The sequence below is a fragment of the Nonomuraea sp. 10N515B genome (assembly GCF_052245915.1).
Taxonomy (GTDB): Bacteria; Actinomycetota; Actinomycetes; order Streptosporangiales; family Streptosporangiaceae; genus Nonomuraea.
Window position 1 is genome coordinate 294,317 of record NZ_JBQQBQ010000006.1, and the last position, 23,387, is coordinate 317,703.

Sequence of the window (23,387 nt, forward strand, 5' to 3'; positions counted from 1 at the left end):
TCGTCACGCTCCTACCAGCTCGGGCACCAGGTCATTGGGGGTGGGCAGGCTGAGCATCTCCTCGCGCAGCCGCAGCGCGTTCTCCTTGTACGCGGGCTCGCCCAGCAGGCGCAGCAGCCGCTCACGCACCCCTTCCGCGCTCACCTGCGACTGCGGCAGGCTCAGCCCCGCGCCCTGCTCCTCCAGGTAACGGGCCCTGATCGGCAGGTCGAAGAAGCTGGGCAGCACGAGCTGGGGCACGCCATGCAGCAACGTCGTGCAGTAGGAGCCGTTGCCTCCGTGGTGCACGACGGCCGCGCAGGTGGGCGCGAGCGCGTCCAGCGGCACGAAGTCCACGCGCCTGGTGTTGGCGGGCACGGGCCGCTCGTCCGGCAGCGTGGCCACCAGCTCGATGTCGAGGTCGGCGAGCGCGTCGAGCAGCTCCCACGCGGGCACGGGCGCGGAGATGCCGGAGGTGCCCAGCGTGAGCGCCACGCGCGGCCGCTCGGGCGGCTCGCGCAGCCAGGGCGGCACGATCGAGACGCCGTTGTAGGGCACGTAACGCATCGCCAGGTAGCGGTGGTGGAGGTCGAAGTCCTTGCGGAGCGAGGGGGTGACGTTGTCGACGGTGAAGCGGCCCGTGGTCAGCTCCTCGTCGAAGTGGCCGGCCTTCTTCTCCAGCCACTCCGCAAGCGGATCTTCATCGCAAATCTGTACAAAATGGGCACGGGTGCGGGTGAAGAGGTCGACGCTCCACATCATCCTGGCGTGCACGGCCCCGCAGGCGGCGGCCGCGATCGGGCCCGCGTACGTGACCGGCTCCCAGATCACCAGGTCGGGCCGCCACGAGCGGCAGAAGTCCACGAGGTCGGCGATCATGGGCTCGTTGACCAGCCGGCACCAGAGCTGGACGAACTCCCGGTACCCATGGGTGAGCTCCTCCTTCGTGAGCTGCTCGGGCGGCGTGGCGAAGGGCAGCGGCATCGGGTCGTCGGCCGACATCCGCCCGATGCCGGCCAGGAAGCGGCGCAGCCGGTGGTCGCGGCCCACGGGGACGGCGGTCAGACCGGCGTTCGTGATGGCAGCGGTCAGCTCCGGCTGGCTGGCCACCCGTACGTCGTGGCCCGCCGTACGCAGGGCCCACGCGAGTGGCACCATACCTAGGAAATGGGTCTTCTCAGCATATGTCGCGAACAAGACGCGCATAAACGTTGACCTTAATGACACATCCCGCTTTCATCCAGGGCGTGCGAATCTTATTCACCACGTACGCAGAGAAAACACACTTCCTCGGCATGGTGCCACTCGCGTGGGCGCTGAAAACGGCCGGACACGACGTAAGAGTGGCGAGCCAGCCCGAACTCACCGACGTCATCACGAACACCGGCCTGACCGCCGTGCCCGTGGGCCGGGATCACACCCTGCACCAATTCCTCAAACGCACCGAAGAGCTGGACGGCGGTGACGAGGAGCGTTTCGACTTTACCGAGAACGACCCCGCCAAGCTCACCTGGGAGTACCTGTCGTCGGGGTACAGCCAGGTGGTGCCGTGGTGGTTCCGGCTGGTCAACGATCCCATGATCCGCGATCTGATCGCGTTCTGCCGGTCGTGGCGGCCCGACCTGGTGGTCTGGGAGCCGGTCACGTACGCGGGCCCGATCGCGGCCGCCGCCTGCGGGGCCGTGCACGCCAGGATGATGTGGAGCGTGGACCTCTTCACCCGGACGCGGTCCCACTTCCTGCGGGTACGCCCGCCGGGCGGCCGTGACCTGCTGGCCGAGTGGATCGGGGCCAAGGCGGGGCGGTTCGGGGAGGAGCTGACGACCGGCCACTTCACCATCGACAACGTGCCGTCCTCGCTGCGCCAGGACCCCGCCTACGGCCTGGACCGGGGCCTGGACTACCTGCCCATGCGGTACGTGCCGTACAACGGCGTCTCGGTCGTGCCGCAGTGGTTGCGCGCATCACCGGAGAAGCCGCGCGTTGCGCTCACCCTGGGGGTGTCGTCCACCGAACGGCTCGACGGCTACGCCATCTCCGTGCAGGAGCAGCTCGACGCGCTCGCCGACCTCGACATCGATCTGGTCGCGACCGTGTCGGAGGCCGAGCGGGCGGGCCTGGCGCGAGTGCCGGACAACACCAGGCTCGTGACGTTCGTACCGCTGAACGCGCTGGCGCCCACCTGCTCGGCGATCATCAACCACGGCGGCAACGGCTCCTACTGCACGACGCTCCTGCACGGAGTGCCGCAGCTCATCGTGCCGTTCTTCTTCGACGGGAAGCTGCGCGCCCAGTACCTCCAGGACCAGGGCGCGGGCCTGACGCTGAGCTGCGCCGAGGCGACCGGCGCGGGGATCCGCGAGCGGCTGGTGCGCCTCCTGGACGAGCTCTCGTTCCAGGAGAACGCCACCCGCCTGCGCGAGGAGATGCTCGCCCTGCCCACGCCCAACGACCTGGTGCCCGAGATCGAGCGGCGGGTCGCGGAGCTCAGATGACGTGCACCTCGGGGACGTAGAGGATCCACCGGCCGCCCGCGTCCTTGAACGCCGTCTCCTTGGCCATGATCTCCGCGGCGTGGTTCCAGGCGAACAGCAGCGCGTAGTCGGGGTACGGGTCGGCGAACGCGGCGGGCTCGCGCACCGGGATGTGCGAGCCCGGCATGAACCGGCCCTGCTTGGCCGGTGTGCTGTCGCACACGTACGGCACCAGGTCGGGGCCGATGCCGCAGTAGTTGGTCACCGTGGCGCTCTTGGCCGTGGCCCCGTACCCGGCGACGGTCTTCCCCTGCTCGTGCAGGTCGCGCAGCAGCGACGTCAGCCCGTCCCTGATGCCTTCCACGCGCGTGGCGAAAGCGCGCAGCGTGGACAGGTCGGCCAACCCCGCACCTTCCTCCTCGGCCAGCAGGTCACGCACGGCGTCGGTGGGCCGCCGCGCGCCCGCGCGGGCCAGCGTGTAGCGGACCTCGCCGCCGTGCACCGCGAGCGGCTCGACGTCCACCAGCTCGAAGCCGTACGCGGCGGCCATGGCACGCACGGACCGCGCGGTGAAGAAGAAGAAATGCTCGTCGTAGATCTGGTCGAACGAGGTCCGCCGTACGATCTCGGCGAAGTAGGGATCCTCGAACACGAACACCCCGTCCGGCGCGAGCAGCGTGTCCACGCCGCGGAAGACCGAGCCGATGTAGGGGATATGGCAGAGCGTGTTCGCCGCGAAGATCACTTTCGCCGGCCCGTCCGACTCACGCACCTCCAGCGCCGTGGACTCCTCGAAGAACGCCTTGCGCACCCTGACGCCCTTGGCGGCGGCGAGGTCGGCCACCCCTCCCGACGGCTCGATCCCCAGATGCCTGACGCCGGCCTCCGCGACCGCCTTGAGCATCGCGCCGTCATTGCAGCCCAGCTCCACGACAAACGGATCGGGACCGGTCAGCTCGGTGGCGAGGAAGCGCTCGGCGGTCCGCTCGAAGTGTGCCCGCATGACCGCCGAACCCGACGAGAGGTACGGGTAGTCCTCGTGGAACATGTGCTCGCGCGGCACCTCGTCCATGAGCTGCACCATCGAGCACGACGCGCAGACGCCGACCGCGAGCCGGAAGAAGAACTCCGACGCGAAGTCCGCGGGCCGTACGAAAGCGTCGGACAGCGGCTGCCGGCCGAAGTCGAAGAACTCAGTGACAGTTCCCGCGCAAACGCGGCACTCACCCATGGCAATTCCTTTCTTGGTGACGCCCAGGAAATATCAACATAAACTGTCCCTAATTCCACTCCGTCCCGCCGGCGGGACGCCGGAACCGAGGTGGCAGCTCATGCTCTTTCCCCATGTCGAAACCAAAAGGACGGCGCTTCGCCCGGCGCATTCCAGCGACGGCCCGACCGTTTACGAGACGCTCCAGAAAGCTGGAATCGCGACCCTTCCTGAACGCGCCGCATTCGAGCGGGAACACGCCGGCAATCTCGCCGCCCAGTTCTTCGTCGAGCAGCGCGGCCAGGTGGTGGGCCTGACCTCGCTGCGCGACCTGGACCAGGCGGGACGGCACATCAGGGCCGAGATCCTGACGGACGCGGGCAGAGGCCGGATGGGCCTGGGCGCGGAGGTCACGTTGATGACCGTCAACTACGCCTTCGCCATGTGGAACGTCAGGAAGGTCTATTTCTGGACGACCGATGCCGAGGCCAGGAACTTCACGGGCCCGCCCCAGCTCGTCCGCAAGGAGGCCACCCTCCCGGGCCACGCCGTCGAGAACGGCGAGCTGACGGACGTGCACGTCTTCGCGATCTACCGCGAGGACTGGGAGGAGTACGGCACCAAGCTCCTGACCCGCCTGGTGCACGGGCGCAAGGCCGCGAACGGAGAGGGACGCTGACATGTACGAGACCGAGCGCAAGGAGATCACCGAGCAGATCAGGGAGCAGGCGGCGGCCATCGTCGTGCTCAGCTCGGGCGATCCCGACATCCAGGAGCCCCAGCACCTGGGTGACCTCGACTCCTTCTCCGTCGTCCAGCTGATCCTGTCGCTCGAGGACTACTTCCTCGTGCCGCTGCTGGAGGAGACCACACGTTCGAGGGCAGGACGTTCGACGACCTGGCCGAGTTCGTGGTGGTGCGGATCGCGCGCCGCGAGGAAGCGCAGGTTCCGACGACGTGAGCACCTCTGTGGCTGTGGGCAGGATCAAGCCCTGCCGGATCATCGACCTGCCCGAGTTCACCGACCCGCGCGGAAGCCTCTGCGTGGTCGAGACGGGCATCCACGTCCCGTTCGTGATCAGGCGGGCGTACTACATGTTCGACATCCCCGACGGCGCGGCCCGCGGCGCACACGGGCACCGGCGCCTCGAGCAGCTCATCATCGCTGTGCACGGCCGGTTCGAGGTCGTGGTGGACGACGGGTTCACCAAGCACACGTTCGTGCTCGACCACCCCAGCAAGGGGCTCTACATGGGTCCGATGGTCTGGCGCGACATGGTCGACTTCGCACCTGGGACGGTGGGGCTGTGGCTGGTGGCCGACCACTACGACGAGAGCGAGTACTACCGCGACTACGAGGAGTTCCTGCGCGACGCGCGGAGCCTGGCATGACGATTCCCTTCCTGGATCTGAAGGCCCCTTACGGGGAGCTCAAGGACGAGATCGACAGGGCCGTGCGGCGGGTGCTGGAGTCCGGCTGGTACCTGCTGGGGCCCGAGGTGGAGGCGCTGGAGTCGGAGTTCGCCGGCTACTGCGGCAACAGTCACTGCGTGGCCGTGGGCAGCGGCGTGGACGCGCTGGAGCTCATCCTGCGCGGGCTCGGTGTCGGCCCCGGCGACGAGGTCATCGTGCCCTCGCACACGTTCATCGCGAGCTGGGTGGCGGTCTCCAAGACGGGCGCGCGTCCCGTGCCCGCCGAGCCGGTCGAGAGCACGTTCCTCATCGACCCGGCCGCGGTTGAAGCGGCGATCACGACCAGGACCGCGGCGATCATGCCGGTGCACCTGTACGGCCAGCCCGCCGACCTGGACGCGATCAACGCCATCGCCAGGCGGCACGGGCTGGCCGTGGTGGAGGACGCCGCGCAGGCACACGGGGCCCGCCACCGGGGCTTCCGGGTGGGCGCCCGGCCTGCCACGGCGGCCTTCAGCTTCTACCCGGGCAAGAACCTGGGCGCTCTGGGCGACGGCGGCGCGGTGGTGACCGACGACGCGCACCTGGCGGCCCGGGTGCGGCTGCTGCGCAACTGCGGCTCGCGTGTCAAGTACCACCACGAGGAGCCGGCGGGCAACTCCAGGCTGGACGAGCTCCAAGCGGCCGTCCTGCGGGTGAAGCTGGCCCGGCTGGACGCGTGGAACGTGCGCAGGCGGGCCGTGGCGGGGCGCTACCTGGCTGAGCTGGCCGAGCTGGACGGCCTGCGGCTGCCCGTGGTGGCGCCGTGGTCCGAGCACGTCTGGCATCTGTTCGTGGTCCGGCATCCGCGCCGCCAGGAGCTGCAGGACCTGCTGGCGGCGGCCGGCGTCGGCACGCTGATCCACTATCCGGTGGCCGTGCACCGCTCGGCCGCGTACGCGGGTTCCGTGGCGGGCTCGTACCCGCTGGCCGACCGCCTGGCCGATGAGGTGCTCAGCCTGCCGATGGGGCCGCATCTGACGGCCGAGGCGGCCGGCGAGGTGGTCGCCGCGGTTCGCGCGGCGACCGCCCATCTCACTCAGGGCCGCTGTCCGGCAGGTCGAGCCACCACTGGTTCGCCCGCGCCCAGGTGACCGTGCGCTGGATCCCCTCCCTGAGGCCGGTCTCGCTGCGCCAGCCGAGCACCTTGCCTGCCTTCGTGCTGTCCGGCAGCCGCCTCAGGAGGTCCTGGTAGCTGTCGCCGTAATGGCCCCTCGTGTCCACCGGGATCACGTCGGGCGCGGTGCCGGTGAGCTCGATGACGAGATCGACGATCTTCTGGATCGTGCACTCCGTCCTGTGCCCGACGTTGAACGCCTCGCCGTCGGCCTTGCTGCTGGTGCCCGCCAGCACGGTGGCCTCGACCACGTCGTCGACGAAGGTGAAGGCGCGGGTCTGGCCGCCGGCGTCGTACACCACGGGCCGCAGGCCCCTCAGCGCTCTGTGGATGCTCCTGCTGACGATGAACGCCGGCCGCTGCCGCGGGCCGTAGATGTTGAAATATCGCACGATGGTGGCGGTCAGGCCGTGCTGGCGGATGAACGCGTACGTGAGGTGCTCGGCCAGCGCCTTGCTCGTGGAGTAGCCCCACCGCTCGATCGAGGTGCTCCCGAGCACCCTGTCCGACTCCTCCGACCAGGGCACCTGCGGATTCTTGCCGAACACCTCGCTGGTGCTGGCCACGACCACCTTCACGCCGGCGCGCTCCGCCAGCTCCAGCACGTTCCTGGTGCCGAGCAGGTTGACGTCGACGACGTCGAGCGGCCGGTCCACGTAGCGGTCCACGCCCACGATGGCCGCCAGGTGGTAGACGATGTCGATCTCTTTGGTGATGACGTCGGCCAAGTGCCTGATGTCGCAGATATCGCCCTTGACGTACGTCGCCGCGACCTCCTGATCGGGAGACGGCGTCCCCCTGTCGAACACGACCGCCTGGTCGCCCTGTCGTACCAGCCGGTCCACGAGATGGCTTCCCAGGAAGCCGCAGCCGCCGGTGACCACCACACGAGCCATGGCGCTACCGTCCGATCCCGCGATAGGCGAATCCCGATTCCTGCAACATCGCAATCGTCTCCTTCGAGTAGTAGGCGCGGCCGTCCACCACCACGCACGAGTCCGCGGTGCGCCGCTTGAGCCGTACGAGGTCGATCGCCTCGAACGCCTTGTGCCAGGCCAGCACGGCCAGGCAGTCCGCCCCCTCGACCGCCTCCGCCACCCCTGGGGACATCGGCAGCCCGAACGTCTTCTCCGCCTCGTCCTCGTCCACCAGCGGGTCGAAGATGGCGACCTCGGCCCCCGCCTCGCGCAGGGCCGCCACGACCGGGCGGGTGGGCGTGGCCCGCAGGTCGCCGGTGTTGTTCTTGAAGGCCAGCCCGATCACCGCCACCTTCGACCCGGCGACCGGCTTTCCGAGCTTGGCCAGCTCGCCGGCGATGAGGTCGAACGTGTGCGCGGGCATCGAGTCGTTCACGGCGCGTGCCGCCGGGATGGTCCGCAGGTCCACACCGCGGTCGCGGGCGGCCCGCCACACCATCCACGGGTCCTTGGTCAGGCAGGAGCCGCCCACGCCGACGCTGGGCAGCAGGATGTTGACGTTGCCGTTGCCCTTGGGGATGGAGTTGGCGGCCGCGATGACGTCCAGCACGTCCACGTCGAGCAGCCCGCACACCCTGGCCAGCTCGTTGGCGAGCGCGATGTTGTGGTCGATCCACCAGTTGTCGGCCAGCTTGACCATCTCCGCCGCCTCGATCGAGTCGCAGACGATCACTTCGGCGCCCATGCTCCTGCGCCAGAACTCGGCCGCGGCCTCCGTGCTGTCGGCGCACCAGCCGCCGGCCACGATGGGGAAGCTGCGCAGCTCGCGCAGCGCCTCGCCCTCCGACAGCCGCTCGGGGCAGAACGCCAGCCCGAAGTCCGCTCCGCACATCAGCCCGCGCTGCTGGAGCAGCGGCACGACCAGCTCCCTGGTCATGCCGGGCGGCACGGTGCTCTTGAACACGAGCAGCCCGCCGGGGCGCAGGTACTTGCTCAGCTCCTCGCACGCGCTCCTCAGCTGGGTGTCCTTCAGCGTGCCGTCCTCGTGGACGGGGGTGCCCACCGTGACCACGACCACGTCGGCCTCGGCCGCGCGGGCGTAGTCCGTGGTGACCCGCAGGCGCTCTGTGCCCGCCCAGCGGGCCAGCAGCTCGGGCAGCCCGGCCTCGCTGAAGCGGCACCGGCCGGCGTTCAGCTCGGCCACGTGGGCGGCGTCGATGTCGATGCCGATCACGTCCGTGCCGCTGTCTGCCAGGATCGCGGCCAGGCACGACCCGACGTAGCCCAGACCCACGACCGCGACGGTGAGTTCGTCGTCAGGCAGGAAACGCATGTCAGCTCCTCTATCTGGTGAGCGCCCGGCGCAGGCGCCAGAGTCCGAGCGCGAACAGCGCCGCGGCGTAGGCCGCGAGCACCGCCAGGCTCGGCAGGATGTCGATGAGGTTCGCGCCGTGCCGTACGAGCTCGGCGAAGGCCTCGTAGCCCCAGGCATGCGGCGTGAGATGGGCGACGGCGCGCATGGTGTCGCCGAAAGACTCCAGCGGGACCATGGTGCCGCCGAGCGCGGCCAGGCCGAGGCCGACGGTGGAGGCGAGCGCGAGCGCGGACCCCTCGGTACGCAGCAGCGCCCCGATCAACGTCGCGGCCCCGCTGCCGACCAGGGCGAACACCAGAAGCAACGCCCCGGCGGCCACCGGGTCGCCCCAGCGCACGCCGAACAGCAGCGCCGAGCCGAGCATGATGATCAGCCCCTGCGCGACGGCGACGGCCAGCCTGCCGACGGCCTCGCCGATGACGATGGTCCTGGCCGGGGTGGGGGTGGCGACCATGCGGCGGCCCACGCCCCTGCGCCGCGTCTCGATGAGCCCGGCGGCCGCGGTCAGCGAGGTGAAGAAGGTGAACAGCAGCAGCAGCGGCGGCGCCGACACCTCGAACTGGCGGAACCCGGCGGGGAACAGGGACTTTCCGGTGGTGGTCACGCTGACGTCGATGCCGGGCACGGCGGCCGCGCGGGTGGTAGCCAGGTCCTTGCCGAACGTGCCCGCGCCGGACTGCGCGGCCCGCAGCACCGAGGACTCCTGGCGGACGACCGACCTGACCCAGACGCCGACGTCCTGCGCCTTCTGGTCCACCGGCCTGGCCACGAACGTGAGCCGCACGGCCGTGCCCCTGGCGAGCGCGGCGTCGTACCCGTCGGGGATCACCAGCCCGGCGTGCACGCGCCCGTCCGCGACGGCGGCGCGTACCTCGTCGCCGCCGAGCAGCTCGACCACGATGCCGTCGCCCCCCGCGAGCGCGGCCACGAGCTGCCCGGCCAGCGGGCCGTGCGGGGCGGCGACGCCGAGCCTGAGCTGCCTGCCGCCGCCGAACAGCGTGCCGATCAGGAACACCATGAGGATCGGGACGATGATCACGTAGAAGATGTTGTTCCTGTCGCGGAAGAGCCTGCGCAGGTTCAGCCAGCCGATGATCAGTGCCTTCATGCCCGCAACGCCTTTCCGGCCCGCAGCAGCGCGAGCCCCCCACCCGCCACGCCGAACCCCAGCAGCACCGCGACGGGTACCAGCGCGCCCCCGCCCCCGGCCAGCTGGGCGAGCCCTTGGAGGAACCAGTGGTGCGGCGTGAGCAGGCTGATCGAGGACCAGCCGCCGAGCTGCGAGATCGGGAAGATCGAGCCGCCGAAGATGCCCAGCGTCATGGCCACGACCGACTGCCAGTTGGACGCCTGCTGCGTAGTCCTGGCGAATGTCGCGACCAGCGCCGACAGACCCGCCGCCGCCAGCACGGCGGTCACGGCCAGCGCGGCCACCCAGAACGGGCTGCCCCAACGCGCACCGAGCAGCAGCGTGGTCGCGACGATCAGGATCGCCATCCCGGCCACCCCAGTGACCAGCCCGCTCAGCGACTTGCCCGCGAGGATCTCCCTGTGCGAGACCGGCATCGCCAGCAGCCGCGCCAGCGTCCCCTCACCGCGCTCGTCGTGCACTCCTGTGGCGCTGAACGCCATGGCCAGGAAGAGGAAGAAGACCGCCATCCCGGCCGCGTAGTAGGTGGTGCTGTCCAGCTCGCGCCGCTCGCCCGTCGCCTCGACGACCGTGAGCGGCTCCGGCGCCGCCCGCGCCTGCTCCGGCGTGGCGCCCACCGCCTCGGACAGCTGTACGGACCTGCGCTCGGCGGCGAACGACTCGGCGATCTCCCTGGCCACCTGTACGGGCACCACGGCGTCCACGCTGCCCTCCACCCGCAGGTCCGCCTTCCTGCCCGCGGACACGGCGGCGGAGAACCCCGCGGGGATCACGAACATCGCGTCCACCTGTCCGGCCTCGGTCAGCCGCGTGCCCTCCTGCGGGCTGGCGACGGCACGCAGCCGGATGGTGCCCGCCCTCTCCAAGGGCCGCAGCACCTGCTCGGTGAACGCCTGCGCGACGGGCCCGCGGTCGAGGTCGGCCACCGCGTACCTGGCGTGGAAGGTTTGCTCGCCGCCGAGCACGAGGTTGAACACGAACGCCAGTCCGAGCGGCAGCGCCACCGCGAAGACGAACAGCGCGCTGTCGCGCGACCGCTGCCGCAGGTCCTTGCCGAGGATGATCAGGCTCGCGCGCATCGTCAGTCCCTCAGTGCCTTGCCGGTGAGGTGCAGGAAGACCGCTTCGAGGTCGGGCTCGCGCACCTCTACCGAGCGCACGGGCACGCCGGCCTTGGCCACGGCGCCGAGAATCTCCGGCAGGGCGTTGCCCGCGTCCTCCATCAGCACGTCGATCTGCGACTCGCCGGCGCCTGCCCGGGCGGAGCCCGGCAGGCGCTCGACCGCGCGCAACGCGGCCCGGACGTCTCCCTCGACGGTCAGCGTGACCTTGTCGGCCTCGCCGATCCGGCGGACCAGCTCGCGGCGGGTGCCCTCCGCCACGAGCCGGCCCTCGTCGATGACGCCGACGCGGTCGCAGAGCCGCTCGGCCTCTTCCATGTAGTGGGTCGTGTAGAGCACCGCCATGCCCTGATCGGCGAAGCCCTTGACGCTGTCGAGGATGGCACTGCGGCTCTGCGGGTCGACCCCGGCGGTCGGCTCGTCGAGTATCAGCAGGCGCGGCCGGTTGAGCAGGCCGATGGCGATGTTCAGCCGGCGCCGCATGCCGCCGGAGAGCTTGCCCGACGCCTCGCGCGAGCGGTCGGTCAGGCCGACGATCTCCAGCACCTCGTCCGTGCGCACACCGACCTGGCGCCCGCGCAGCCCCTGCAGGCGGGCGAAGAAGGCCAGGTTCTCCCTGGCCGTCAGGTCCGGATACAGCGCCAGTTCCTGCGGCACGTACCCGATCAGCGCCTTGGTGGCGACGCTCGCGGTGTCGTGACGGCGGCCGTCGATCGTCACCTCGCCGGCATCCCGTCCCAGCACACCGGCGATCATCGAAATCGTGGTCGTCTTGCCTGCGCCGTTGGGGCCGAGCAGGCCGTATATCTCGCCTTCGGCGATGGACAGACTGATGCCGTCGACGGCAATGCGGTCGGCAAAAGCCTTTCGCAGTCCGGCGCAAACAAGAATGGCATCGCTCATGCGGCACAGTGGACCACGATTCACCGAGAACGCACAACCAGAACAAAAACAGCGGTGCGCGCGGCCGGGAAATCACCGCGCGCACCGCCGTTAATTAGCAGCCCTGGCTCTGCAGGCTGCTCGGCAGCAGCTCGTTCTCCTGGTCGATTTCGATCTCCTGGAGCTTGAAGACGTCGTTCAGGTCCATTGCGGCACCTCCTTCCTGCCTCCGGCTATGCGGAGCCGCCGTGAACCCATGGCCCGGCATTCACGTCGGCTATGTCCACGGACCGACCACCAAGTTTTCACGCGTCAGCCCGAGCACAAGCTATGCATACACCTGGGACCCCGCAACCGCGTGGCCCAAAACGGCCAGCCATTCGAGTAATCTGAAAAGAATGCGCCATGACAGAATCCCGGGAAAATTTCCGACTCAAGGAGCGGAGCCACGCGATACTCCGCCTGATGGCGGAGGGATTGACGGACGCGGCGATTTCCGCGCGTCTCGACATCGCCCCCAGAACCGTCCGCCGGGAGATCAACGGCCTCAAGCAGGCGGCCGGCGCGGCCAGCCGATTTCAGCTCGCATTGCGTGCCCAAGAACTCGGCTGGCTGGGCTGTCCCGCCGGCGAGACGAATCCCTTGACCGGCCAATACCGGCGAAACTAGCGTACCGTTCGCCCGAATTCTGACCAGAAATCGAAGGTGCCGATCGTGCTTTCTCCCCACGTTGAAACGCAGCGCACCGCGCTCCGGCCAGCCGGCGCGGCGGACGGCACTGCGGTATATGAGCTCCTTCTCCGACTCGGCCACCACAGCCTGCCCACCCTCGACACCTTCCTGGGCACGTTCGACGAGAACGTGGACGCGCTGTTCGCCATCCAGTCCCGGCACGGCGGCGACACCGTCGGATACGGCTCGCTGCACCAGCTGGACCCGGCCGGGCACATCCAGATCGGGATCTTCACCGACACTGCCAGAGCGCGCTTCGGCGTGGGCGGCGAGGCGATGATGCTCCTCGTCAACTACGCCTTCGCCACCTGGGAGCAGGTCAGGAAGGTCTACTTCCTGACGACCGACGCGAGCCTGGACAGCTTCGGCGCCGCCCTGGCCAACGTCCCCAGAGAGGCCACGTTCCCCCAGCACTCGTACTTCGCGGGGCAGCTCTGGGACATCCACTGGTACGCGATCTACCGGGAGCAGTGGGAAACCGAGGGCGCCCTGATCCTCGACCGCCTCGTACGCGGTCCCAGCCTCGTCGAACCGGCGGGATGAAGCTCCCCGCCCCGGCCTTCGGCGCTCAGCGGCTGCTGCTGGTCGGCACCGGCGCGGTCTCGGTCATGCACCTGCCGTTCTGGCTCAACTGGCTGAGCGGCACCTATCCGGACCTCGAACTCCAGGTCGTGCTCACACCGAGCGCGGAGCGGTTCGTCAGCGGCCACGCGGTGAGCGTGCTCACCGGCCGCCCCTGCGTCCGCGACCGCTGGCCGGAGGAGCAGCAGACGGACGCCCTGCACGTACGGCTCATGGAGTGGAGCGACAGCATGATCGTCTTCCCCGCGTGCCTCAACTTCATCTCCCGCCTGTCCACGGGGCTGGCCGACACCCCGGCCCTGCTGGCCCTGCAGTGCTCGACCGGACCCATCGGCATCGCGCCATCGGTGCCGCCCGGAGCGGAGCAGAACCCCGTCTACACCGCCAACCTCCGCAGGCTCGAGGAGCGCCCCAACGTGGTGATCGCCCCGACGCAGGCCGCCGTCAGCGTGACCACGGGCCGCCGGGACGCCGCCGGCGCCAGCCCGCTGTGGGTGCTGGTGGAGGCGCTGGAGAGCCTCCGCCTCGCGCTGGCCGAATCCCAAGGAGAGGCATGTTCGAACTGAAGCAGCTCTACTGTTTTGCCGACCCCCTCTTCTTCGAGGACGTGAGCCGCTGGTCGGACGGCCCGGGGCGGCTGGCCGACGGCACGCTGAGCGTCTCGGCCCGGCCCCTGCCCGACGGCTGGACCAGGACGGAACGCGGCGTCTGGACCTCGCTGCACCCTCCCGGCGAGTCTCTCCCCGCACAGGGCTGGAAGATCCACATCTCCGCGACCCCGGACAACGCCGACCGGCTCTGCCGGATCGCCTGGGACTACTGCGTGCCGCGCGGGATCCCGTTCAAGCACCTGCGCGACCGCAACCTGCTCATCGCGCTCAACGCCAAGTACGCCCCGCGAGGCGCCAGCGGCAAGCTGGTCACGATCTATCCGGAGGACGAGGACCGGCTCCACCGGATCCTCCAGGACCTCGCGCCGCTGACCGAGGGCGAGCCGGGCCCGTACATCCTCAGCGACCTGCGCTGGGGCGACACGGCCCTGTACGTCCGCTACGGCGGCTTCACGGAGATGGGCTGCCAGGACGAGAGGGGCGGTTGGACGTACGCGGTCCGCCGCCCGGACGGCGTGCTGGTGCCCGACGTCCGCAGGCCCTACTTCAGCCCGCCCGACTGGGTGCCCCTGCCGGAGTTCCTCCGCCCCCACCTGGCGGCCAGGGGCGGCGCCGCGGCGATGCCGTACCGGGTGGAACGCGCGCTGCACTTCTCCAACTCCGGCGGCATCTACCTCGCCACCAGGGACGGCCGGAAGGTGGTGCTCAAGGAGGCGCGCCCGCACGCGGGCCTGGACGAGAACCACGAGGACGCCGTCGCCCGCCAGGCGCGGGAGCGGTGGGCGCTGGAGCGGCTCGCAGGCGTGGACGGGGTGCCTGCCCTGATCGACGCGTTCGAGCTGGGCGGTCACCACTTCATCGCCGAGGAGTACGTCGAGGGCCAGCCCTTGCACGTGTGGTGCGGCGTGCACCACCCCTGGGTCGTCAACGCCTCCCCCACGCCCGAGGACATGGCGGACTTCACCCGCAGGGCCGTCGAGATCGTGGACCGCCTTGAGCGGCTCCTCGACGCCATCCACGCCCGCGGCGTGGTCTTCGGCGACCTCCACCTGGGCAACGTGATCGTCCGCCCGGACGGCTCACCCGCCCTGATCGATTTCGAACTGGCATTCGATATCGCGGACACCGAGTGGCGGCCCGGCTTGCGCGCCACCGGCTTCGGGCACCCCGGCAAGCGCGGCCTCGACGTGGATCGTTACTCGGCGGCCGCCGTCCGGCTGGCGATCTTCCTGATGCTGAGCCGGATCATGGTGCTCGACCCGGCAAAGGCCGGGCAGTTCGTCGGCCTGCTGAAGGAGAGCTTCCCCATCCCGGACGGCTGGGAGTCGGTGATCCGCGCGGAACTGGCCCCTTCCCCGCCCGCTCGGCAGCCGATGGAGGTCGAGTGGCCCGCAGCCGGCAAGTCGGTGGCCGCCGCGATCCTCGCCTCCGCCACGCCCTCTCGCGAGGACCGGCTGTTCCCCGGCGCCGTCGAGCAGTTCACGCCGTGGGGCGGGGCGAGCTTCGCCTTCGGCGCGGCGGGCGTGCTGTGGGCGCTCTCGGTGACCGGGCACGGGCGCTTTCCTGAGCACGAGCGCTGGCTGCTCGACGCGGTGCGGCGCAGCCGCGCGGAGCGTCCCGGCTTCTACGACGGCATGGCAGGCGTGGCCTACGTGCTCGACCACCTGGGCCACACCGCCGAGGCCGCCGAGCTGACCGGCCGGCTGCTCGACCGGGCGGCCGAGCCGTGGGCGATGTCGCTCTTCTCTGGTTTGTCCGGCATCGGCGCCACACTGCTGCACTTCGGCCACCTCGAGGAGGCGCAGGCCGTCGCCTGCCGCCTGGCCGTGGCGGTCGAGCGAGGCGAACCGCAGACAGGGAAGAGCGACGTAGAAGCCGGGCTCATGCGCGGCTGGTCCGGCGTGGCGCTGTTCCTCATCCGCCTGCACGAGCGCACCGGCGATCCAGCTTGGCTGGACTACGCCGTCCGCGCCCTCCACCACGACCTCGACCACTGCGTCGTCACCGGCGACGGCGCGCTGATGGTCGAGGAGAAGGGCGTGCGCACCCTGCCGTACCTCGACGTCGGCAGCGGCGGCATAGCGCTCGTGATCGACGAACTGCTCGCCTGCCGCAAGGACGAGCGGTGCGCGGACAGCCTGCCCGCGCTCCTGATCGGCCCGTCCAGGCGCTTCGCCATCCAGGCGGACCTCTTCCGCGGCCAGGCCAGCAAGATCGCCACGCTGGCCCGCCTGACCCACCGGGTGGATCGTCGCGAGACGCTCGAGAGCCACCTGCGCGACCTGTCCTGGCACGCCATCCCCTACCGGGGCGAGCTGGCCTTTCCCGGCAGCCTCGGCTTCCGGCTCTCCATGGACCTGGCCACCGGAGGCGCGGGCGTCCTGCTGGCCATGTCCACCGCCGCCGGCGGCCCGTTCCTGCCGTTCTTCTCCCAGGCGGCCTGATGTCCGTCACCACCAAGGAAGCGACGCGCCGACCGGCGGCACGTTACGGCCTGGCCTACGACCTCCGCACGATCAGGACCGTCTTCAGGCGCGAGGCGATCAGGTTCGCCAACGACCAGAAACGCGCCATGTCCGTCCTGCTGCAGTCGGTGCTCTGGCTGTTCGTCATGGGAGCGGGCCTCAGCGCGCTGACGCCGACGGTGACCGACACGGTGGACATGCGCACCTTCCTGTTCCCCGGCGTGATCGCCATGTCGGTGATCCAGACCTCGATGTCCTCCGCCGCTTCGGTGGTCTGGGACCGGGAGTTCGGCTTCCTGCGCGAGATGCTCGTCGCCCCCGTACGCCGCGGGTCGATCGTGATAGGCAAGGTCCTGGGCGGCGCTGTGCTGGCCACCGCCGAGGGCGTCGTGCTGCTGGCCATGGCGGGGCTGGTCGGGGTGCCGTACCATCCGCTTCTCATGCTCGCCCTGCTGGGCGGGATGTTCCTGGCGGCGTTCCTGGTGACGGCGTTCGGGGTGATGGTGGCGGCCAGGATCGGCGGCATGGAGTCGTTCCTCGGTGTCATGCAACTGGCGATCATGCCGCTGATGTTCATGTCGGGGGCGCTGTTCCCGGTGGCGCGCCTTCCCGGGTGGCTGGCGGCGCTGACCACGGTCAACCCGCTGACGTATGCGGTGGACCCGCTGCGCAGGGCGGTGTTCGCCTTCGTGGACGCTCCCCCTGACGTGGCGGCACTGTACAACCCGGGCATCTCGTGGGCGGGCTGGGCCGTTCCCGTGTGGGTGGAGCTGCTACTGGTCGGGGGCGTGGCGATGGCGTTCCTCTGGCTGGCCGTCGTGCAGTTCAACCGCGTGGACTAGAGAACGGTCACTTCGTCATGCGCACCTGCGCATCGAACCACTTCAGGTAGTCGGCGTCCCTCCTGGCATCGAGAACTCGACATAGCCTGCTCGACCTGCGGCGGATGGCGTCCCGATCGGGGCAGCTTGTGTTTCTGGCCTCACCTCACGCCGGATGTGACCCCGTTCGTCGAGCCGGTGGAAGGTGACCACGCCGGCCTGGTGCGGCTTGTCGGTCGTGCGCCAGGCGATCCGCTCGTCCAGGTGCTGCTCGGTGATGTCGCAGTGCTCGATCGTGCTCATGGGGGTGCGCCTCTGCCCGGGCACGCCGCCCGTTAACGCCTTCGCCGCAGCAACCAGTAGAGGCCGACGACGGGCAGCACCAACGGGATGAACAGATAGCCCTTGCCGTAGGCGGACCAGACGGTCTCGTCGGGGAAGGCGGCCGGGTCGAGGAGGCTGGCGGTGCCGATGACGAGCACGCCCGCCAGCTCGATGCCGAGCGCCACCAGCGCCACACGCCGGGCCCCGCGCCAGAGCGCGACGGTGAGCAGGATGTAGACCAGCGCGGCGAACGCCGACAGCGAGTACGCCAGCGGCGCCTCCTGGAACCTGCCGGCGATCTGCACCGCCGCCCGCGCCCCGGCGGCCAGCGAGAACAAGCCGTAGACGGCGATCAGGGCACGCCCGGGCCCGGTGCCGAGCGAGGAGGACGCGCTCACGCCACTCCTTGCCAGATCTGCAGCAGCCGGCCCGTCATCACCGCGATCGCGAACCCGGCCACGGCCAGGATCGCCGACCCCCACCTGCTCCGCTCCGCCAGCGCCAGGAACACCCCGGCCGGCGGGATCACGACCTGGCCGGCGAGGTAGCCCCACAGCGTGACCTTGTCCTCGGGGCCCTCTCCCCTGGCCACGGCCGCGATCACGAAGCCCAGCTGCACCAGCACCGCCACCTCGAGCACGGCGAAGCCGATCAGCAGCACCATGCCCATCGGCCGGTTGCGGATCGCGACGATCGCACTCGCCAGCATGAGGACCAGCGAGCCGGCGATCACGATCGTGGAGACGGTGGTGTTCATCGCGGTAAGGCTATCGTCAGGGTGGGCCGCCCTCCCGGCACACCCTGCTTGATGCCGGCGCCGGCCGCGAGCTCACCGACGCCAAGGGGCCACGTGGTGTGGCGGTGGCGGGGCCGGTTGCTCATAGGATCGAAGACGTGGAGAGGATCCTCGTCAGCGCCTGTCTGATGGGCCGCCGGGTGCGTTACGACGGCGGCGCCAAGACCAGCTCGGACGCCCGGCTGGCCGGCTGGCGCGAGGAGGGGCGGCTGGTGCCGTTCTGCCCTGAGGTGGAGGGTGGGCTGCCGATCCCGCGCCCGGCCGCCGAGATCGAGGGCGGGGCCGGCGGGGCGGCCGTGCTCGCCGGCGCCGCCCGCGTGCTGGCGACCGACGGGTCCGACGTGACGGCCGAGTTCCTGGCGGGCGCGCACGCCGCGCTCGCCGTCGCCCGGTCCTTCGGGATCCGGCTGGCGGTCTTGAAGGAAGGCAGCCCGTCGTGCGGCGCGCTGTCGATCTACGACGGGACGTTCCGCGGCCGTCGCACGCCCGGTCAGGGCGTCACGACGGCGCTGCTGGAGTCCAACGGCATCCGCGTGTTCACCGAGGAGCACGTCGACGAGGCCGCCGCCTACCTGCGGACCCTGGAGTCGTGACCGGGCGCACCCGGGAGACGTAGAAGGCCGCGCCGAGGCCGCCGGCCAGCGCGGCCGCGATCGTGCCGTGATACCAGAGCAGCAGCGTGGTGGCCTCGGCCCCCGGTTTCATCGCGATCGCCAGCATGCCCATCAGCACACCGCCCAGCGCGGCCGCGTGCGTGTAGATCAGCCCGTCCCAGGCCCACTCCCGCCCGGACAGTGCGCCGTACGCCCCGGCGAGCATGGCGAGGCCGCACACCGTCTCCACGATCGAGGCAGGGATGATCACGGGCTGGGTCAGCGGGCCGAGCGCGACCCCCGAGTGCAGCAGCATGGCCGCGAAGAAGACCAGCGCATAGAGCAGCGAGAGCCCGCCCAAGGCTTTGCGCAGTGCGTCCATGCCGACCACGGTCCCACCGCGGCCCGTCCGGGCCATCGTCCCCAGGGAGGCCGTCGCAGTACGACGTGCGCAGTAGAGCCGCGCGACCACCACGATGAAGTCGGCGCGCAAGCACCTGGAGGAGGTACGCGAGTTCGCCGCCCGCGGCCGCCCCGGCACGCCGTACCTCGGCATCGGCATCGGCATCGGCATCAGCAAGGCCGGATACATCGATCTCGGCCACTCGCTGGACGAGGTGCGCAAGTTCGGCGACAAGGTGTTCCGCGACGGCATGAAGCGGCGGATCGCCGAGGTGAACGACCCGCAGGTGGACCAGTGGGAGTGGGTCTTCCAGCGGGAGATCCACGCGGTCATCCTCATCGGCGACGCCGAGCCCGAGTCGGTGGCGGCGCTGAGCACTTCGGGTACGTAGACGGCCGCAGCCAACCGCGGACGAGTGAGGATGCATCGAAGGATGTACGCCGGTTTCGGTCCGGTGGAGGAGGCGCCCGCTCCCCCGTGACCAGAGGATCGTCACATGACGATCGGACTGATGCTCACCCTCGCCGCCCTGGCGGTGATCGACAGCACCAGCTTCGGCACTCTGGTCATCCCCATCTACCTCCTGCTGGCCTCGGAACGATCCCGCGTGTCCCGGCTGCTGATCTACCTCGGCACCATCGCGCTCTTCTACTTCCTCGTCGGGGTGGCACTGACAATGGGGCTGGCGGCGGCCATGGAGAGCTTCGGCGACGCGCTGTACAGCCGCCCGGCGTACTGGGTGCAGCTCGTCCTGGGGGTGGGGCTGTTCGCGCTCAGCTACAGGTTCGACCCCAAGAGGCGGGCGAAGCTGGGCAAGCCGGAGCGCCGGTTCGAGCCGCGCACCGGCGGCCCGCGCGTCATGGTGGTGCTCGGGCTGACGGCCGGGGTGGTCGAGGTGGCGACGATGGTGCCGTACCTGGCGGCCGTCGGCATCATGACCACCTCCGGCCTGCCCCCGGGGCAGTGGCTGCCACTGCTCGCCGGCTACGTGCTCATCATGATCGTGCCGCCGCTGGCGCTCATGGGGCTGCGCGCGGTGGCCGCGTCCTGGCTGGAGCCGAAGCTGGAGCGGCTGCGGGCGTGGCTCACCAAGAACTCGGCCTCGATGGTCAGCTGGGCCCTGGCCATCGTCGGATTGCTGCTTGCCTTGGATGCGGCGTCCCACCTGTTCTCCAAGGGACCCTAGGATCAGATCTCCGGGGGGAGATCTGAGATGTTGCGAGCCTTTTTCAGGACCGAGGCCGGCAGTACGAGCGTGTTGCTCGTCGCCACCGCCTTGGCCCTGCTCTGGGCGAATTCCCCGTGGGGGGACGCCTACGAGGCCTTCTGGCACACGCCGATGGGTCTGTCCTTCGGGGACGCCGTCTTCTCGCTGGATCTGCGGCACTGGGTCAACGACGGCCTCATGACGGTGTTCTTCTTCGTCGTCGGGCTCGAGGTCTCCTACGAGATGCGGCTCGGGCAGCTGCGGGATCGGCGGCTGATCGCGGTGCCGGCGGTGGCGGCCTTGGGCGGGATGCTGGTGCCGGCCGGGATCTACCTGCTGCTCAACTTCGGCGGGCCCGGAGCCGCCGGGTGGGGCGTGCCGATCGCCACCGACACCGCTTTCGTGCTGGGCGTGCTGGCCGTCGTGGGCGCGCGGTGTCCCGATCCGCTGCGGGCTTTCCTGCTGACCCTGGCCATCGTGGACGACGTGCTGGCGATCATCATCATCGCCCTGTTCTACACCGAGAGCCTGGCCCTGCCCGCCCTCGTGGTGGCCGCCGTGCTGCTGGCCGCGATCGTGACGTTGCGGTGGTTGAAGATCTGGCGCGCGCCGGCGTACATCGTGCTGGGGTTCGGCCTCTGGGTGGCCACGTTGGAGAGCGGGATCCACCCCACGCTCATCGGGATCGCGCTGGGCGTCCTGGTCTTCGTGTACGCCCCGACCGACCATAAGCTGCTGATGGCCGGCGAGGCGGTGCACGAGTTCACCACCGAGCCGAGCGCGCGGGCGGCCAGGGAGGCCGCGCGGCGGGTCCAGATGGCCGTTTCCGTGAACGAGCGGCTGCAGCTGCGGCTGCACCCGTGGAGCAGCTATGTGATCGTGCCGGTGTTCGCACTGGCGAACGCCGGCGTGCGGCTCGACGCCGAGACCCTGCGGGCTGCGCTCACGTCGCCGGTGGCCATCGGCGTGGCGCTCGGGCTGCTGCTGGGGAAGTTCATCGGGATCTCGCTCGGCACGTGGCTGCCGCTCAGATTCGGATGGGGCATCCTGCCCGGAAATCTGGTGTGGGGTCAGGTGCTGGGCGGGGCCGCCGTGTCCGGGATCGGGTTCACCGTGGCGTTGTTCATCGTGGACCTGGCCTTCGACGATCCGGCGATCCAGGCCGAGGCGAAGATCGGCATCCTGGCCGGGTCGCTGCTCTCCGCCCTGCTGGGCTGGGTGATCTTCCGGATGGCCTGGGATCGGGGCGGGGTCTGCGCTCCGCCCGAGGCCGAGCCGGACGAGGAGCTGCCCGAGCTGCTGTCCGTACCTGTGGGGCCCGGCGACCACGTGCGGGGTCCGCAGGACGCCAGGATCACGATCGTGGAGTACGCCGATTTCGAGTGCCCCTACTGCGGGCGCCTCCATCCCGTCCTGGAGGAGCTCCGCGACAAGAACCCCGACGTACGGCTGGTGTTCCGGCACTTCCCGCTCAGGACCCTGCACCCCCGGGCCGCGCCTGCCGCGATCGTCGCCGAGGCCGCGGCCGATCAGGACAGGTTCTGGGAAATGCACGACATCCTCTACGACAACCAGCGCTTCCTCACGGACGCCGACCTGGCGCACTATGCCGCCCAGCTGGATGTCGAGCCCTGGTCCCACGTGCCGAGACACGTCTCCAGGATCGGGCTCGACGAGGCGTCGGGGCGCGACAGCGGGGTGCGCGGCACGCCCACGCTCTTCCTGAACGGCGTGCGTTACCAGGGTCCGCTGAACCTGGCTTCGATCAGCCGGGCCTTGGAAGAACTGCGCAAATCCCCGTAAGGTCTTCGGCGTCGCCTCACCTGCGGGAGCTTTTTGATGATCAGCACGTCCTTCGCCATTGTCACCATCGCGGGCCTCATCCTGCTGAGCGTGCTGCTGGTGGGCGGCATCATCATGATGGCGGTGCGCAGACGCGACCACGGGCGCGCATCGGTCATCGGGATCATGGGCTGCGTCGTGCTGCTGGCGGGAACGGTGTTCAACATCGCACGGGGCCTCGTCGACGAGGCGGTGGCCGACCTCGTGGGCTTGGCGCCGGCGCTCACCATCTCGAACGCCATCTCCCTGCTCTTCAGCCTCACCGGCACAGCCCTGCTGATCGGGGCCGTGGTGACCCGGCGCAACCCGCAGCAGCCCGCGCCACCCCAGGGGCCGGGCCGGCAGCCGCCGCAGCAGCAGCAGCCCGAGTGGGGGCAGCCGCCGTTCCAGCAGCAGCCGCCCGGCTGGCAGAACCCGCCGAACCCACCCGTCAACCCCTGGGATACGCGTCCCAGCTGATCTCGCCGGCCGCCGGCTCCCGTCGCGCATACAGATGTCATGCCACCTGGACGGGAAGGCCAGCGAGAGTGTGACAATGTGGGCGGAAAACCCGACACTCCGCAGCGTGCTCGAGGGCCTCATGAATCCAGATCAGCCTGACCGGCAGGACCCGGATCCCGACCAGACGATCAGGCACCGTTACCCCCATCCCACGCAGCCGCCGCATCGGCAGGACCCTCCGTCCACGCAGCGCCTGCCGTACACGCCGGACATGTTGCCCGACGTGCCCCACTACGAGGCGAAGCCTCCGAAGTCCGCCTGGTGGTGGGTGATCGTGGTCGGCGGACTGGTGCTGCTGATCGCGGCCGTGGCCGTGGCCGCGCTCCTGTGGGTGCGCAGCACCGCCGACGCGACGCCCACCGGCATGCCGCGCGCGCTCCACGGCGTCACGCGCGCGTGAATTCCATGACCCAGTTCGTCTCCCAGGCCTCCTCGCCCTTCTCCGAGAAGGCCTGCTCCCACCGGGCCGTGTCCCGGTCGATGACGGTCCAGATGAACCGGCACCGCACCCGCCTGCCCTCGTAGGTCTCCTCACCGAAGAACTCACCCCGGTTCCCCTCGAACGCGCCCACCATGGGACGGGTGTCGAGCACGCCGAGCCTGCTGCTGGCCCAGTAGATCGACCACTGCCGCGTCACCGGGTTGTACACGCGGACGGTCAGCCCGCTGGAGCCCTTGGTCGGGAAGGTGATCTCGTCGAAGCTGGCCGCCCCGTCGAAGTGCCGGGTCGCTACCGACCGCCCGGGAAACTCGTCCCATTCGCCCGGCTTCACCAGGCGGCGGTTGACGACGTTCCAGCGGCCGGCGAAAAAGTCGAAATCGTTCATGCGGCCG

Annotated in this window: 27 protein-coding genes; 15 read left to right on the forward strand and 12 right to left on the reverse strand. The window is 70.1% G+C overall.

The genetic code is table 11. The features are described 5' to 3' along the window. Positions 1–3: 3 nt before the first annotated feature. Positions 4–1,137: an activator-dependent family glycosyltransferase gene (locus ACTWQA_RS11635; protein ID WP_443159248.1), complete on the reverse strand. Its 1,134-nt coding sequence runs from the start codon at positions 1,135–1,137 to the stop codon at positions 4–6. A gap of 62 nt (positions 1,138–1,199) precedes the next feature. On the opposite strand from ACTWQA_RS11635, the gene ACTWQA_RS11640 reads away from it, so the two are divergent. Beyond that, entirely contained in the window at positions 1,200–2,474 is a 1,275-nt protein-coding gene (locus tag ACTWQA_RS11640) for an activator-dependent family glycosyltransferase (RefSeq protein ID WP_443159249.1), read from the forward strand. Here the strand turns inward: ACTWQA_RS11640 and ACTWQA_RS11645 are convergent. Beyond that, a complete protein-coding gene (locus ACTWQA_RS11645; RefSeq protein WP_443159250.1) occupies positions 2,467–3,684 on the reverse strand; it encodes a methyltransferase domain-containing protein in 1,218 nt (405 codons plus the stop codon). The two genes, ACTWQA_RS11640 and ACTWQA_RS11645, sit on opposite strands and share 8 nt — an antisense overlap. A gap of 100 nt (positions 3,685–3,784) precedes the next feature. On the opposite strand from ACTWQA_RS11645, the gene ACTWQA_RS11650 reads away from it, so the two are divergent. The 3 genes from ACTWQA_RS11650 (at position 3,785) to ACTWQA_RS11660 (ending at position 6,209) form a co-directional block, all read left to right on the forward strand. Continuing rightward, positions 3,785–4,342, forward strand: coding sequence for a GNAT family N-acetyltransferase (locus tag ACTWQA_RS11650; RefSeq protein ID WP_443159251.1), 558 nt, complete (start codon positions 3,785–3,787; stop codon positions 4,340–4,342). A 278-nt stretch (positions 4,343–4,620) separates the two neighbouring features. Further along, positions 4,621–5,055 carry a sugar 3,4-ketoisomerase gene (locus tag ACTWQA_RS11655; RefSeq protein ID WP_443159252.1) on the forward strand — a complete coding sequence of 145 codons (435 nt, stop codon included), beginning with the start codon at positions 4,621–4,623 and terminating at the stop codon, positions 5,053–5,055. Then, positions 5,052–6,209 (forward strand): DegT/DnrJ/EryC1/StrS family aminotransferase, encoded by a 1,158-nt coding sequence (locus tag ACTWQA_RS11660; protein ID WP_443159253.1) that lies wholly within the window; start codon positions 5,052–5,054, stop codon positions 6,207–6,209. The genes ACTWQA_RS11655 and ACTWQA_RS11660 overlap by 4 nt, the downstream gene beginning before the upstream one ends. On the opposite strand, the gene ACTWQA_RS11665 is transcribed toward ACTWQA_RS11660, so the two are convergent. Genes ACTWQA_RS11665 through ACTWQA_RS11685 form a run of 5 tightly spaced genes read right to left on the reverse strand, consistent with a single transcriptional unit; the run spans position 6,151 to position 11,697 of the window. Further along, complete coding sequence (locus ACTWQA_RS11665; protein WP_443159254.1) at positions 6,151–7,128, reverse strand: NAD-dependent epimerase/dehydratase family protein; 978 nt, start codon at positions 7,126–7,128, stop codon at positions 6,151–6,153. The genes ACTWQA_RS11660 and ACTWQA_RS11665 overlap by 59 nt on opposite strands. 4 nt (positions 7,129–7,132) lie before the next feature. After that, the gene (locus tag ACTWQA_RS11670; protein WP_443159255.1) at positions 7,133–8,482 is read right to left on the reverse strand and encodes a nucleotide sugar dehydrogenase; all 1,350 of its coding nucleotides are present in this window, start codon (positions 8,480–8,482) and stop codon (positions 7,133–7,135) included. Between the two features lie 10 nt (positions 8,483–8,492). Further along, on the reverse strand, positions 8,493–9,632 hold the full coding sequence (locus tag ACTWQA_RS11675) for an ABC transporter permease (RefSeq protein WP_443159256.1): 1,140 nt from the start codon (positions 9,630–9,632) through the stop codon (positions 8,493–8,495). Next, the gene (locus tag ACTWQA_RS11680; RefSeq protein ID WP_443159257.1) at positions 9,629–10,753 is read right to left on the reverse strand and encodes an ABC transporter permease; all 1,125 of its coding nucleotides are present in this window, start codon (positions 10,751–10,753) and stop codon (positions 9,629–9,631) included. The genes ACTWQA_RS11675 and ACTWQA_RS11680 overlap by 4 nt, the downstream gene beginning before the upstream one ends. Before the next feature lie 2 nt (positions 10,754–10,755). Beyond that, positions 10,756–11,697 (reverse strand): ATP-binding cassette domain-containing protein, encoded by a 942-nt coding sequence (locus ACTWQA_RS11685; protein ID WP_443159258.1) that lies wholly within the window; start codon positions 11,695–11,697, stop codon positions 10,756–10,758. 384 nt (positions 11,698–12,081) lie between these two features. Here ACTWQA_RS11685 and ACTWQA_RS11690 point away from each other — a divergent pair, with 384 nt between their 5' ends. From ACTWQA_RS11690 to ACTWQA_RS11710, 5 genes are read left to right on the forward strand one after another with little or no spacing between them, the layout of a single operon-like run. Further along, on the forward strand, positions 12,082–12,345 hold the full coding sequence (locus ACTWQA_RS11690; RefSeq protein WP_443159259.1) for a response regulator transcription factor: 264 nt from the start codon (positions 12,082–12,084) through the stop codon (positions 12,343–12,345). 45 nt (positions 12,346–12,390) lie between these two features. Further along, the gene (locus tag ACTWQA_RS11695) at positions 12,391–12,951 is read left to right on the forward strand and encodes a GNAT family N-acetyltransferase (RefSeq protein WP_443159260.1); all 561 of its coding nucleotides are present in this window, start codon (positions 12,391–12,393) and stop codon (positions 12,949–12,951) included. Then, positions 12,948–13,556 carry a flavoprotein gene (locus ACTWQA_RS11700; protein WP_443159261.1) on the forward strand — a complete coding sequence of 203 codons (609 nt, stop codon included), beginning with the start codon at positions 12,948–12,950 and terminating at the stop codon, positions 13,554–13,556. Before ACTWQA_RS11695 ends, ACTWQA_RS11700 begins: the two co-directional genes overlap by 4 nt. Beyond that, positions 13,544–16,045 (forward strand): class III lanthionine synthetase LanKC, encoded by a 2,502-nt coding sequence (gene lanKC, locus ACTWQA_RS11705; RefSeq protein WP_443159262.1) that lies wholly within the window; start codon positions 13,544–13,546, stop codon positions 16,043–16,045. The genes ACTWQA_RS11700 and lanKC overlap by 13 nt, the downstream gene beginning before the upstream one ends. Next, on the forward strand, positions 16,045–16,908 hold the full coding sequence (locus ACTWQA_RS11710) for an ABC transporter permease (protein WP_443159263.1): 864 nt from the start codon (positions 16,045–16,047) through the stop codon (positions 16,906–16,908). The genes lanKC and ACTWQA_RS11710 overlap by 1 nt, the downstream gene beginning before the upstream one ends. A gap of 42 nt (positions 16,909–16,950) precedes the next feature. Here ACTWQA_RS11710 and ACTWQA_RS11715 read toward each other — a convergent pair whose 3' ends face one another. From ACTWQA_RS11715 to ACTWQA_RS11725, 3 genes are read right to left on the reverse strand one after another with little or no spacing between them, the layout of a single operon-like run. Then, on the reverse strand, positions 16,951–17,190 hold the full coding sequence (locus ACTWQA_RS11715; RefSeq protein ID WP_443159264.1) for a hypothetical protein: 240 nt from the start codon (positions 17,188–17,190) through the stop codon (positions 16,951–16,953). Between the two features lie 32 nt (positions 17,191–17,222). Further along, the gene (locus ACTWQA_RS11720; RefSeq protein ID WP_305922432.1) at positions 17,223–17,609 is read right to left on the reverse strand and encodes a hypothetical protein; all 387 of its coding nucleotides are present in this window, start codon (positions 17,607–17,609) and stop codon (positions 17,223–17,225) included. Continuing rightward, complete coding sequence (locus ACTWQA_RS11725; RefSeq protein WP_327590143.1) at positions 17,606–17,968, reverse strand: hypothetical protein; 363 nt, start codon at positions 17,966–17,968, stop codon at positions 17,606–17,608. Before ACTWQA_RS11725 ends, ACTWQA_RS11720 begins: the two co-directional genes overlap by 4 nt. 137 nt (positions 17,969–18,105) lie before the next feature. Here ACTWQA_RS11725 and ACTWQA_RS11730 point away from each other — a divergent pair, with 137 nt between their 5' ends. Continuing rightward, positions 18,106–18,600 carry a DUF523 domain-containing protein gene (locus ACTWQA_RS11730; protein WP_443159265.1) on the forward strand — a complete coding sequence of 165 codons (495 nt, stop codon included), beginning with the start codon at positions 18,106–18,108 and terminating at the stop codon, positions 18,598–18,600. Here ACTWQA_RS11730 and ACTWQA_RS11735 read toward each other — a convergent pair. Beyond that, positions 18,545–19,093, reverse strand: coding sequence for a hypothetical protein (locus tag ACTWQA_RS11735; protein WP_443159266.1), 549 nt, complete (start codon positions 19,091–19,093; stop codon positions 18,545–18,547). The genes ACTWQA_RS11730 and ACTWQA_RS11735 overlap by 56 nt on opposite strands. On the opposite strand from ACTWQA_RS11735, the gene ACTWQA_RS11740 reads away from it, so the two are divergent. From ACTWQA_RS11740 to ACTWQA_RS11760, 5 genes are all read left to right on the forward strand, one after another. After that, positions 19,077–19,394: a hypothetical protein gene (locus ACTWQA_RS11740; protein WP_443159267.1), complete on the forward strand. Its 318-nt coding sequence runs from the start codon at positions 19,077–19,079 to the stop codon at positions 19,392–19,394. The genes ACTWQA_RS11735 and ACTWQA_RS11740 overlap by 17 nt on opposite strands. A gap of 105 nt (positions 19,395–19,499) precedes the next feature. Then, positions 19,500–20,189: a GAP family protein gene (locus tag ACTWQA_RS11745; RefSeq protein WP_443159268.1), complete on the forward strand. Its 690-nt coding sequence runs from the start codon at positions 19,500–19,502 to the stop codon at positions 20,187–20,189. Between the two features lie 27 nt (positions 20,190–20,216). Continuing rightward, positions 20,217–22,013: a Na+/H+ antiporter NhaA gene (nhaA, locus tag ACTWQA_RS11750; protein WP_443159269.1), complete on the forward strand. Its 1,797-nt coding sequence runs from the start codon at positions 20,217–20,219 to the stop codon at positions 22,011–22,013. A gap of 36 nt (positions 22,014–22,049) precedes the next feature. Further along, positions 22,050–22,511, forward strand: a complete 462-nt coding sequence (locus tag ACTWQA_RS11755) for a hypothetical protein (RefSeq protein ID WP_443159270.1) — start codon at positions 22,050–22,052, stop codon at positions 22,509–22,511. A 106-nt stretch (positions 22,512–22,617) separates the two neighbouring features. Further along, positions 22,618–22,953 carry a hypothetical protein gene (locus ACTWQA_RS11760; protein ID WP_443159271.1) on the forward strand — a complete coding sequence of 112 codons (336 nt, stop codon included), beginning with the start codon at positions 22,618–22,620 and terminating at the stop codon, positions 22,951–22,953. Here ACTWQA_RS11760 and ACTWQA_RS11765 read toward each other — a convergent pair. Then, positions 22,940–23,380 (reverse strand): hypothetical protein, encoded by a 441-nt coding sequence (locus ACTWQA_RS11765; RefSeq protein WP_443159272.1) that lies wholly within the window; start codon positions 23,378–23,380, stop codon positions 22,940–22,942. The two genes, ACTWQA_RS11760 and ACTWQA_RS11765, sit on opposite strands and share 14 nt — an antisense overlap. Positions 23,381–23,387 lie beyond the last annotated feature (7 nt).